General features: G+C 63.7%; 11 protein-coding genes. 2 read left to right on the plus strand and 9 right to left on the minus strand.

The window, feature by feature from the left end:
- Nucleotides 1-246 precede the first annotated feature (246 nt).
- The 8 genes from fusA to AC2YJX_RS08195 form a co-directional block, all read right to left on the minus strand.
- Complete coding sequence (gene fusA, locus AC2YJX_RS08160; protein WP_121422000.1) at nt 247-2349, minus strand: elongation factor G; 2103 nt, start codon at nt 2347-2349, stop codon at nt 247-249.
- A 151-nt stretch (nt 2350-2500) separates the two neighbouring features.
- A complete protein-coding gene (gene rpsG, locus AC2YJX_RS08165) occupies nt 2501-2974 on the minus strand; it encodes a 30S ribosomal protein S7 (RefSeq protein WP_005798541.1) in 474 nt (157 codons plus the stop codon).
- A 172-nt stretch (nt 2975-3146) separates the two neighbouring features.
- The gene (gene rpsL / locus AC2YJX_RS08170; RefSeq protein ID WP_007851137.1) at nt 3147-3524 is read right to left on the minus strand and encodes a 30S ribosomal protein S12; all 378 of its coding nucleotides are present in this window, start codon (nt 3522-3524) and stop codon (nt 3147-3149) included.
- 261 nt (nt 3525-3785) lie between these two features.
- Nucleotides 3786-4955, minus strand: a complete 1170-nt coding sequence (locus tag AC2YJX_RS08175; protein ID WP_121507826.1) for a D-alanyl-D-alanine carboxypeptidase family protein — start codon at nt 4953-4955, stop codon at nt 3786-3788.
- Nucleotides 4956-5074: 119 nt separating this feature from the next.
- Complete coding sequence (locus tag AC2YJX_RS08180; protein WP_487255761.1) at nt 5075-5728, minus strand: alpha/beta hydrolase; 654 nt, start codon at nt 5726-5728, stop codon at nt 5075-5077.
- Nucleotides 5729-5824: 96 nt separating this feature from the next.
- Nucleotides 5825-6184, minus strand: coding sequence for a (2Fe-2S) ferredoxin domain-containing protein (locus tag AC2YJX_RS08185; RefSeq protein ID WP_055401693.1), 360 nt, complete (start codon nt 6182-6184; stop codon nt 5825-5827).
- A 55-nt stretch (nt 6185-6239) separates the two neighbouring features.
- Complete coding sequence (locus tag AC2YJX_RS08190; protein WP_426306086.1) at nt 6240-7337, minus strand: VanZ family protein; 1098 nt, start codon at nt 7335-7337, stop codon at nt 6240-6242.
- 19 nt (nt 7338-7356) lie between these two features.
- Nucleotides 7357-7785 carry a CopD family protein gene (locus AC2YJX_RS08195; protein ID WP_487255762.1) on the minus strand — a complete coding sequence of 143 codons (429 nt, stop codon included), beginning with the start codon at nt 7783-7785 and terminating at the stop codon, nt 7357-7359.
- A gap of 326 nt (nt 7786-8111) precedes the next feature.
- Between AC2YJX_RS08195 and hemB the strand changes: the two genes are divergently transcribed.
- On the plus strand, nt 8112-9119 hold the full coding sequence (hemB, locus tag AC2YJX_RS08200; RefSeq protein ID WP_121421995.1) for a porphobilinogen synthase: 1008 nt from the start codon (nt 8112-8114) through the stop codon (nt 9117-9119).
- Nucleotides 9120-9177: 58 nt separating this feature from the next.
- Entirely contained in the window at nt 9178-10308 is a 1131-nt protein-coding gene (locus tag AC2YJX_RS08205) for a magnesium transporter CorA family protein (protein WP_121421994.1), read from the plus strand.
- 74 nt (nt 10309-10382) lie between these two features.
- On the opposite strand, the gene AC2YJX_RS08210 is transcribed toward AC2YJX_RS08205, so the two are convergent.
- On the minus strand, nt 10383-11933 hold the full coding sequence (locus AC2YJX_RS08210) for a tetratricopeptide repeat protein (protein WP_487255763.1): 1551 nt from the start codon (nt 11931-11933) through the stop codon (nt 10383-10385).
- Nucleotides 11934-12135 lie beyond the last annotated feature (202 nt).

Raw genomic sequence — 12135 nt, forward strand, 5'->3', positions numbered from 1 at the left:
CCGTTCGAATTTACCTTTTGCCATTTTGAATCTCCAAAGAGCAATGCCTGTGTTGGGGTTTAACGTCTGCACCCGATTGCTGGTTCGTCCCGCACAGGGCAACAGGACGGCACCGGGTCGCAGATTGCAAGAATTTTGCTACTGTTTTAATAGCTGCTAGCGCTTTATAGACAAGCGCTAGCAACCAATCTGACTCAAAAATAAAGAGGAAAGACCTGCCCAGGGCAGACCTTTCACTCGACGCGCTTACTTGGCGCGTGCAGCCATGATGGCTTCAGACACATTGCGCGGTGCTTCGCTGTAGTGCTTGAATTCCATCGAGTACGTAGCGCGGCCTTGCGTCGCGGAGCGCAGCGAGGTCGAGTAGCCGAACATTTCGGACAGCGGCACTTCAGCGCGGATGGCCTTGCCACCGCCCGGGATGTCGTCCATGCCCTGGACCATGCCACGGCGGGAGGACAGGTCACCCATCACGGTACCAGCGTAGTCTTCCGGCGTTTCCACTTCCACGGCCATCATGGGTTCCAGAATGACCGGGCCGGCCTTGCGGCAGCCTTCCTTGAAGCCGAAGATGGCAGCCATCTTGAACGCCAGTTCGTTCGAGTCCACATCGTGGTAAGAACCGAAGTGCAGCGTGACCTTGACGTCCACCACGGGGTAGCCAGCCAGCACGCCTTGCGTCACGGCTTCGTTGATACCCTTTTCCACGGCCGGGATGAATTCGCGAGGAACCACACCACCCTTGATCGCGTCGACGAACTCGATGCCCTTGCCGGCTTCGTTAGGTTCGATCTTGAGCACGACGTGGCCGTACTGGCCCTTACCGCCGGACTGGCGCACGAACTTGCCTTCGGCTTCTTCCACCGTCTTGCGGATGGTTTCGCGGTAGGCAACCTGAGGCTTGCCCACGTTGGCTTCCACGCCGAACTCACGCTTCATGCGGTCCACGATGATTTCCAGATGCAACTCGCCCATACCGGCGATCAGCGTCTGGCCCGATTCTTCGTCGGTCTTCACGCGGAAGGATGGATCTTCTGCAGCCAGGCGCTGCAGTGCGATGCCCATCTTTTCCTGGTCGGCCTTGGTCTTGGGTTCCACGGCCTGCGTGATCACAGGCTCAGGGAACACCATGCGCTCCAGAATGATCTGCGAGTCGATGTCGCTCAGCGTTTCACCGGTCGTCACGTCCTTCAGGCCCACGCAGGCAGCGATGTCGCCGGCACGGATTTCTTCGACTTCCTGGCGCTCATTGGCGTGCATCTGCACGATACGGCCGATACGTTCCTTCTTGCCCTTGATGGGGTTGTAGACGGTATCGCCCTTGCTCAGAACGCCGGAGTACACACGCACGAAGGTCAGCTGGCCCACGAACGGGTCGGTCATCAGCTTGAATGCCAGGGCCGAGAACTTCTCGTTGTCATCCGCCTTGCGGGTGACGGGGTTTTCGTCTTCATCGGTACCCGTCACGTCAGGGATGTCCGTCGGTGCTGGCAGGTAGTCGATCACGGCGTCCAGCATGCGCTGCACACCCTTGTTCTTGAACGCGGTGCCGCACAGCATCGGGTGGATTTCCGTGGCGATGGTGCGCGTACGCAGGCCGAACTTGATTTCAGCTTCGGAGAGGTCGCCCTCTTCCAGGTACTTGTTCATCAGCTCTTCGGAGGCTTCGGCAGCGGCTTCCACCATCTTCTCGCGCCATTCCTTGGCCGATGCGACCAGATCGGCTGGAATTTCTTCGTAGGTGAACTTCATGCCCTGCGAGGCTTCATCCCACAGAATGGCCTTCATCTTCAGCAGATCGACCACGCCGGTGAACTTGTCTTCGGCGCCGATTGGGATCACCACGGGCACAGGGTTGGCCTTCAGGCGCAGCTTCATCTGCTCGTAGACCTTGAAGAAGTTGGCACCGGTACGGTCCATCTTGTTCACGAAGGCCAGGCGAGGCACCTTGTACTTGTTGGCTTGGCGCCAGACGGTTTCCGACTGGGGCTGCACGCCACCCACGGCGCAGTACACCATGCAGGCGCCGTCGAGCACGCGCATCGAACGTTCCACTTCGATCGTGAAGTCCACGTGACCGGGGGTGTCGATGATGTTGAAGCGGTGCTCCTCGTAGGAGTTGTCCATGCCCTTCCAGAAGCAGGTCGTGGCAGCCGAGGTGATCGTGATGCCGCGCTCTTGTTCCTGCTCCATCCAGTCCATGGTGGCAGCGCCGTCGTGCACTTCGCCAATCTTGTGGCTCACGCCCGTGTAGAACAGGATACGTTCGGTGGTCGTGGTCTTGCCAGCGTCAATGTGGGCCGAGATACCGATATTGCGGTAGCGCTCGATGGGAGTCTTGCGAGCCATGGTGGATCCTTGGATGGGTCGTGTTATTCAGGGGAAGGGCCCAGCATTGTGGCGCTGCGACCCGTCAATTTTGTGACCACCTCAATCGCCACAAGGCTGCAGGCAAAATTGCCGGCAGCCTTGCGCTTGGCGACGAGGGCAGTTCGTCGATTTAGAAGCGGAAGTGGCTGAATGCCTTGTTGGCTTCGGCCATGCGGTGCACTTCGTCACGCTTCTTCATGGCGCCGCCACGGCCTTCGGTGGCTTCCAGCAGTTCGTTGGCCAGGCGTTGGGCCATCGACTTCTCACCGCGCTTGCGGGCGGCTTCCTTGATCCAGCGCATGGACAGAGCCAGACGACGGACAGGGCGCACTTCCACAGGCACCTGGTAGTTGGCACCACCCACGCGGCGGGACTTCACTTCGACCATGGGCTTCACGTTGTTGATGGCAACAGTGAAGGCTTCCAGCGGGTCCTTGTCAGGGTGCTTCTTCTCGATCAGTTCCAGGGCGCCATAAATGATGCGCTCTGCAACCGCCTTTTTGCCGCCTTCCATGATCACGTTCATGAATTTGGACAGCTCAACATTGCCGAACTTGGGATCCGGCAGGATTTCACGTTTGGGGACTTCGCGACGACGTGGCATTTTTTACCTCTATCTTTGCTTCAGTTGGCATCTTTTCAGACACCGCGAGAGCCAATCAAGGACTCCCACTTACTCGACCCGCGCAGAACACCTGCGTTTGGGGCCACTACGCTGCTTCACCGCGCCACGCGGGAGACAGCACCGAAAATTCTTTTGTGCAAAAGCGCAGGGCTTACTTGGCCTTGGGCTTCTTGGCACCGTACTTGGAGCGCGACTGCTTGCGGTCTTTCACGCCTTGCAAGTCGAGCGAACCACGCACGATGTGGTAACGCACACCGGGCAAGTCCTTGACACGACCGCCACGAACCAGCACCACGCTGTGTTCTTGCAGGTTGTGGCCTTCACCGCCGATGTAGGAAATGACCTCAAAACCGTTGGTCAGGCGCACCTTGGCAACCTTACGCAGAGCGGAGTTAGGCTTCTTAGGCGTCGTGGTGTACACACGGGTGCACACGCCGCGGCGCTGGGGAGAGTTTTCCATCGCAGGGCTCTTGGACTTGATCTTTTCGACCTCGCGCCCCTGACGGACTAGTTGATTGATGGTTGGCATGAATACGTCCCTAAACGTAAAAAACGAAAACGTGAAACCCTTCGGAATTTCCGAAAAGCCTTCTAATGTAGCAGCAAGGCCTTGAACGGGCAAGCGCTACGCGGTTTTCCTCGGAAACCCAGGCTCAAGATGGAGACCAAAAGCCGCCGAAAGCGCGCGGCAAGACAGAACCGCCGCGCTGGCGGTACCCCTTCCCGAATGGCTGCGCTGTTCGGGAAGGGGGGGGTGGAGACGCGGCAGCGCCTGAGGGGGATGTTCCTGCTACTTTATCCAGAGCCGGATGGCATCCCATGCACGGCCCAGGATGCCTGCCTGTTCCACGCCTTCCAGCGCGACCAGCGGCACTTCCGCCACAGCCTGTTCGCCCAGGAGTACCTTCAGGGCGCCCACAGACTGCCCCTTGGTGAACGGAGCAACCAGCGGGTCGGGGCGCGCAATCTGGGTGGTGATCTTGCCTGCACTGCCTGCGGGCACGGTCACCACGATGGCCTCATCGCGGCCGATCTTGAGGGTGTTTTCCGTGCCCTTCCAGACAGCGGGCGTAGCGACGGGCTTGCCGGCGTCAAACAGCTTGACGGCTTCAAACGCGGTATAGCCCCAGTTCAGCAGCTTCTGGCTTTCGTTGGCGCGCGCATTTTCGCTGGCAGCACCGAGCACGATAGACAGCAGGCGGCGCTGGCCCACGCCTGGGAATTCACGCTTGGACGTGGCCACCAGGCAGTAGCCTGCGGCTGCGGTGTGGCCGGTCTTGAGGCCGTCCACGGTCGGATCGCGGAACAGCAGGGAATTGCGATTGCTGCCGTTCGATGCAGGCGTGCCGGGGTAGCTGTACTGCTTGGTGGAGTAGTAGTGCATGTACTCCGGGAAATCCTTCATCAGGCGCGTGGCGAGAACGGACAGGTCGCGCGCCGTGGTGAGGTGGCCGGGCTCGGTCAGGCCTTCGGGGTTCTTGTAGCTGGTGCCGCTCATGCCCAGGGCCTTGGCCTGGTCGTTCATGAGCTTGACGAAGTTTTCGTACGTGCCACCAACGCCCTCGGCCAGCGCTACCGTGGCATCGTTGCCGGACTGGACGATCATGCCCTTGATGAGGTCTTCCACCGGCACCTGCATCTTGGGGTCGATGAACATGCGCGAGCCGGGCATCTTCCAGGCACGCACGCTCACGGGCAACTTCTGGTCCAGCGTTATCTTCTTGGCGCGCAGCGCGTCAAACACCAGATAGCCCGTCATGAGTTTGGTGAGCGAAGCCTGCTCCACCGGCGCGTCAATGTCCTTGGCGGCCAGCACCTGGTTGGCCGTGACGTCCACCAGCATATAAGTGCGCGCGGCAATTTCAGGAGGCTGGGGCGCCTGGGCATAGGCGCCGAAAGCGGCAGGGGCCACGGCAGCAAAGACGGCCAGGGATCGCAGCGCGGACAGGATTCGTTTCATGGGCAATAAGGGGCTGGAAAGGCTCGGAAAAGAGGAAAAAGAAACAGCAGAAACTGCTGGGAGGCGACCAGGAGGGGCGGGTTGAAGCCAACCCAAAGTCAGACGCAGGCTTGAGTGGCTCAGCCTTGCGATTGCAGGTGGCGCACCACCAGATTTTTCAGAAGCGGCAATTGTCCGTGAAAGAAATGCCCCCCTGCGGGAATGACTGTGACAGGCAGTATCTGGGGCCGCGCCCAGTCCATCACAGCGGCCAGCGGCACAGTGTCGTCGTGCTCGCCGTGCACGACCAGGGTGCGCAGATGGGCATCGGGCGGCACCGGGGCAACGGCAAAACGGCTGGCTGCCGTGCCCACCAGCACCGCCTGGTCCACGCGACCCTGCGGCCAGAGGGCGGCCAGCGCATGGCTGGTGACAAATGCGCCAAACGAAAATCCCGCCAGCGCAATCCGCTGGCCAGCGGCAGCGGGCGCCACCTGCTCCACCACGGCCAGCAGGTCCTGCAGCTCGCCCTGGCCTTCGTCGTGCACGCCTTCGGTGCCGCCCACGCCGCGAAAATTGAAACGCACGGCCGTCCAGCCACACTGCACAAAGGCGCGCGCCAGCGTCTGCACCACCTTGTTGTCCATGGTGCCGCCAAACAGCGGATGGGGATGGGCAATGATGGCCACGCCACGGGGCGCCGCAGCACCGTCGGCCAACGCGGCAGCGTCACGCACGGCCTCGATGGCGCCTGCGGGGCCGGACAGGGTCAGGCGTTCGGTCTGGGCATTCACGGGTTTACTACCAATTTAATAGCTGCTAGCGCATGATGGAAAAGCGCTAGCAGCCAAAATCATTCAAAAAAAACAACGAGACGGATGGAGCCGTATTCAGCGACCAAGTTCCGCCGGTGTGACCAGGCGCTCCACCACCTGGCCGTTCTTGAGGTGGGATTCGACGATCTCGTCAATGTCGGCCGCGTCCACATAGGTGTACCAGGTGCCCTCGGGGTAGACCACCGCGACAGGGCCGCCCGCGCAGCGGTCCAGGCAGCCGGCCTTGTTCACGCGCACCTTGCCAGCCCCCGCCAGGCCTGCCGCCTTCACCTGGGCCTTGCAGCGGTCAAAACCCGCCTGTGCGTTGTGGTGGGCGCAGCTGTCCTCACCGTTGGTGCGTTCGTTCAGGCAGAAGAAGATGTGGCGCTGGTAGTAGCCGGGCACTGCGGCCGGTGCGGGGGTGGTGTCGCTCATGACTGCATTTTACGAATCCACGCGTCCATGACGCCGTCGCGGCGCTGAATGCGACTCAGGAGGAGCCTTCCTTGCGCGACACCCGAAACACCACGTAGATCAACGTAGCGTAGGGCCACAGCCACCCCAGCCACTGGCCCAGGCCGTAAAAGCGGATGAACCGGCCCTGCTCCCAGATCTGCAGCGTCTGCGCAAAGTAGGCGCTGGTGGGCGCCTGGTTGAGCAGCGCCAGGTGCCAGACCAGGGCCACCAGCAGCACGGCAGCGCAGGCACGCCGGGGCAAGGCCAGCAGCAGTACCGCCAGCGCCAGCGCGCCCCACACTCCCACCCGCGTGGGCAGGCCCATCCATTCCCAGGCATGCACGGGGCCCCAGCTCAGGGCGGCCGACAGCGCGGTGAGCGTGACGCCCACGGCCACCACACCCAGGGCAAACAGCGCCCGCCGCCCCACATGGCGGATCACGCAGTAGCCCAGCAGGCACGGGGCCAGCAGGCCCAGCGTCACACACAGCAGCTCCCCACTGGGCGAGAGCGGGTCGAGCGCAGCCTCGCGCAGCGGCAGCCAGTCCAGAAACGGGGTGTCGGCCAGCACCTCGATGAGCGCCGCTTCCAGCCGCTCCAGCACCTGCCCCAGCCCGAACGGCACCGCCGCCGGGAACAGCAGCGCCAGCGGCCACAACGCCAGTAGGACGATGGCGCCGCTGGCGTCCTGCACAAACCAGCGGCCCTTGAAATCGCTCCAGCGGTCGATGGCGCCCAGGCGCTCCAGCAGCGCGGCGCTCAGCGCCCCCGCCAGGGTGCCCGCCGCGTTGAGCAGCAAGTCCAGATTGGAGGGCACACGCCGGGGCAGGTAGATCTGCAGGAACTCCATGGCCAGTGACAGCAGCATGCCCACCAGCGTGGCCAGCAGCACCGCGCCCCGCCCCCAGCCCGAGCGCAGCATGGCCAGCACCAGCAGAAAACCCAGCGGGGCATACCCCACCACATTGGTGGCGATGTCAAAACCCGTCCAGTACGGCGGGGGCAGCGGCGCCAGCAGGAAGACCAGGGGGTCAATGCCCTGGGCGCGCCAGCCGTCAAACGGGAACAGGCTGGCAAAGACGATGAGCGCTGTATAGATCAGCGCGAGAGGCCAGGCGGAGGTCTTGGACACCAGCGTCAGCTCTGCGCGTTCAGAATGGCTTGACCACCACCAGCACCACCGCCAGCAGCAGCAGCAGCACCGGCACCTCATTGAACCAGCGAAACCACACATGGCTCCTGCGGCTGGTGCCGTCGGCCAGCTTGCGCAGCACCACGCTGCAGGCGTGGTGGTAGCCGATCACCAGCAGCACCACCGCAAGCTTGGCGTGCATCCAGCCATTGCCGGGGCCCCAGCCGATGCCGTAACCCATCCACAGCCACAGGCCCAGCGCCAGCGCAGGCACGGCCAGCAGCGTGGTAAAGCGAAAAAGCTTGCGTGCCATGAGCAGCAGGCGGTCGCGCTCGGCGGCTGAGCCCGGCGCCACCATCGCCAGATTGACGAAGATGCGCGGCAGATAGAAAAGGCCAGCAAACCAGCTGGCCACGAAGACGATGTGAAAGGCTTTGACCCAGAGCATGGGGGCAGTTTAAGGGCCTGTGCGGGCCACCCGAGGCCGCACCAAAAAAAAGCCCGGCAAATCCGCCGGGCCGGGAAAGCCTGTTTTGCATCGCTGCAACCCGAGGCCCCGCTCAGGGAGGGAAAGCGGGGGGCGGCAAGCCGCCCGGCGCCAATTTAGCACCGGGCATCGGGTGTTACAAGCGGCTTTTCCAAGGTGAGAAGGCGTCGCCATGATGTTTGAAACCGGCGCGCCCCATGCCAGTGCACCCGTGGATCCAGCTTCGCCGGTCCAGGGGGTGCGTCCCCCGAGGGAGCCGCGCAGCGGCTCAGGGAGATAATCTCGCGATGCACCTCCAAAGCCCCGCCCCCTTCCCCCAGAACCGCCCGCGCCGCCTGCGCCGCGATGCTTTTACCCGCAACCTGGTGCGCGAAAACGCTGTGACGCCGCACGACCTCATCTACCCCGTGTTTGTGCATGAAGGCAGCCAGCGCCGCGAGGCAGTGACCTCCATGCCCGGCGTGGACCGCCTGAGCCTGGACCTGCTGCTGCCCGTGGCCGAAGACTGCGTGAAGCTGGGCATTCCGGTGCTGGCGCTGTTCCCGGCGATCGACCCGTCGCTCAAGACGCCCGATGGCAAAGAGGCCCTGAACCCCGACGGCCTGATCCCGCGCGTGGTGCGGGCGCTGAAGAAAGAATTCCCCGGCCTGGGCGTGATGACCGACGTGGCACTGGACCCGTACACCAGCCACGGCCAGGACGGCGTGCTGGACGAGACCGGCTACATCATCAATGACGAGACGGTGGAGATCCTCACCGGCCAGGCGCTCACGCACGCCGAGGCGGGTGTGGACATCGTCGCGCCCAGCGACATGATGGACGGGCGCATCGGCGCCATCCGCGAGGCGCTGGAGGTGCAGGGCCATATCCACACCCGCATCATGGCCTACAGCGCCAAGTACGCCAGCGCCTTCTACGGCCCCTTTCGCGACGCCGTGGGCACGCGTGGCGCCCTGGGCAAGGCCGACAAGAATGTGTACCAGATGGACCCCGGCAACAGCGACGAAGCCCTGCGCGAGGTGGCCATCGACATCGCCGAAGGCGCGGACATGGTGATGGTCAAGCCCGGCATGCCGTACCTGGACATCGTGCGCCGCGTGAAGGACGAGTTCAAGGTGCCCACCTTCGCCTACCAGGTCAGCGGCGAGTACGCCATGATCAAGGCCGCTGCCGCCAATGGCTGGCTGGACCACGACGCCGTGATGATGGAAAGCCTGCTGGCCTTCAAGCGCGCCGGTGCCGATGGCGTGCTGACCTACTTTGCGCGCGACGCGGCTCGCTTGCTAACAAAATAATAGCTACTAGCGCTTTATGGACAAGCGCTAGAGGCACTTTTCATTCAAAACCGGGTTCATGCGCATCTTCCACATCCACAACGGCGGCGTGCAGGAGCTGACCGCGTTGCCCGCTCAGATGCCCGCCCAGGGTTTTGTCTGGATCGCCTGCGGGCGCCCCGCCTTCCAGGCGCGGCTGGCCGAGATCCAGGCACGCCTGCAAACCCTGGTGGGGCTGCAGCTGGTGGACCTGCACGTGTCCGACCTGCTCAACGCGCAGCTGCCCTCGCACTACGACTACACCTCGCAATATGACCTGTTGGTGTTTCGCCGCCTGGCCACCGCGCAGGGCGACACCGTCGACTCGCCCGTGGAAGGTGATAGCCCCGCCAGCCCACTCAAACGCAGCGGCCCACCGGTGCTGCGCCGCATCGACACCAGCCCGGTGGGGTTTGCGGTGTTCGACCAGCTGCTGCTGACCGTACACCCCGCAGACTGCGCAGTGCGCGACGCCTATGCGGCCCGTCTGCTGGCATCGCTACCCACCAGCAACGGCACCGAAGGCCGCAGCAGCCCCGTGCCCGGCGCGCGCGTGCCCGCCAGCCCGGCCGACCTGATGCTGCGCGTGGTGAACATGATGGTGGACCGCTATCTGGACCTGCGCCGCGAACTCACGCGCCAGCTCGACCACTGGCAAAACGAGCTGCTCAAGCCCCGGGCGCGGTATGTGAACTGGAGTTCGCTGCTGGAAGCACGGCTGGCCCTGCACAAGCTCGACGAGATCTGCGAAGACCAGCGCACCGCCGTGCAGGACTGGATCGATGCGCTGGAAACCTGGGCCTTGCCCGACACCCCGGCTGGCCTGCGCGAGCTGGACCTGCTCAAGGTGCGCAGCCGCGACGTGCTGGAGCACATCGAGCGCGTGGTGCACCACGTGCGGCGGCTGGAGCAGAGCACCGAAACTGCCGTGCAGATGCATTTCAGCGTGCAGAGCAACCGCACCAACGACATCATGCGCACGCTCACGGCGCTCACCGCCGTGTTCCTGCCGCTCAATCTGATAGCGGGCATCTTCGGCATGAACTTCGAGTTCTTGCCGCTCATCCACAAGGCCGACGGGTTCTGGTGGGCGTTGGGCTCGATGGTCTTCATCGCACTGTCGCTGGTGATGCTGTTCTGGCGCAAGCGGTATCTGGCGAGGACGAGGTGACCGTGCTCGCGAAGGCACTCAGCTGACGAAGCTCTCCCAGTCAGACATTCTTCGCACCAGAGTCCACGCAGCCGTCAACCCGCCAACGCCAAGGCCAGTGGTTGTCGTGCGCGAAAAGCCCATTTCGGCCCCAGACGGAAGGCCTCCAGCCTGCGCGAGGAAGCGGTGGCAAAAAAGAGGTCTTCGGACAAATGGAGGCGTTCAAATACCCGCCGCTGGCGCACCGAGCGGCGGCGCAGATCCCCCTCAAAGGCATTGCCGTCACCGCGCGATTGTTCGAACAATGCTGCCGCGCGCGCCAGGTTCTGCAGCGCCAGGGGCGTCAATGCCGGCACGGCACGCGGTGCGGACAAACGGGCCTGCACGATAAACGGGTTTTGCCCCACCAGCAAACCCCATGGCCGACGGCCCTCGACGGGGTCGACACTCAAGGCTTCCAGCTTGGTCAAACCGAAGTCGCGCGCCAGCGTCAGCCGCACGGCCAGCCAGGGATCGGCTTGACGCACTTGCTCAATCGCCTCGCGCGCCACGGATTCACTCCCCTGCAGCGGCAGCACCAGTGAGCCCAACAGGCGCTGCGCGTGCGCATCGCCCTGGTTGGCAGCGGCATGCAGCCACGCAATGGCCTGCTCCGACTCCACCACCGAGTTCGACGCGCGCAGTATCAAAGCCCCCAGCTTGCGCTGCGCCTCGGACTGTCCGGCCATGGCCGCTTTCTCCAGGAAGAAGCGGGCCATCTGCGGGTTGGATACCGACGAGCGGTGGTCTGCATGCGTCGCGTACAGGGCAAGCCATGCGTCGTCCCGGCCCGCGTCCGCAGCGCGCAACAACAAGGCCACGCCTTTGCGCAGGTTCAGCGACGTGGCCAGCCGCGCTGGCGCCAGCGTGCCGCTGTCAATTCCGCAACGCGCACGGCCCAGCAGGCACGCAGCGTCCCGATCCCCGCGTACGACAGCCAGCTCCAGACTGGCCTCAATCTGGTCAGGTGCCAGCCCGCGCAAGGTGTGTTTCTCGCGCTCGGCCCACAAGACCGCCGCCACGACCAGGTCCGACAGGGCGTGTGTCAAGCGCGGCGCCACCATCAGCGCCACCCGCAGGCAATCGACCAGCTGGTCCAGTCCCCCTTCTTCACGCGCCTGGCGCGCAGCGATCACCGCGACCTGCACCACGTCCACTGCGGCGCTGGATTGGATCGATTCCACCATCGCCTCCAGGGCGCGGTCCGAGCGTGCACCCTCCACGGCCGCCATGACCTGGCAGGCCTCGACGTGCCCGGCTGCGGCGGCAGTCTCCAGCCACGATTGCCCCGCCGTGACGGAGCTGCGCGTCAACGCCATCCACACGCCCAGCTTGAACTGCGCCAGCGGGCTGCCTGCAGCGGCGGCCTTGTGCAACGCATCTTCCTGCTTCAGTTCGAGCAGATCCTGCAGCGGCAAACTTTCTGCAATGGCACACGCGGTTTCGGGCAGCTCACGGACGCTGGGGTGTGAGAGGTACTCAATCCCCGTGGCCACATGGCGCGGAAACCCGTCGCCCCCCACCAGGTAGCGCCGGCCCGCTTTGCTGCGGGCGGCGGGATCACCCTGGCGGGCCAGGGTCAGCAATTGAATGTCTTGTCTGCGCATGCTCGGCTCTCTTCAATATGTGTTGCGGGGGCAGCACACCAAAGCGGCTTTTGGCACGCAAACTGGCAAACACCCCCTGCCTTGGACAGGTTTGAAGAATAGAAATGCACGCCTGACAGCGGGATTGCGCGCACATGACATCTCTGTAATGAACCGCCTGGCCTGCCCGCGACCCATGCAAAAAAGCCCGCATCCCCTGGGG

It is taken from the genome of Acidovorax sp. SRI_002, assembly GCF_057586455.1.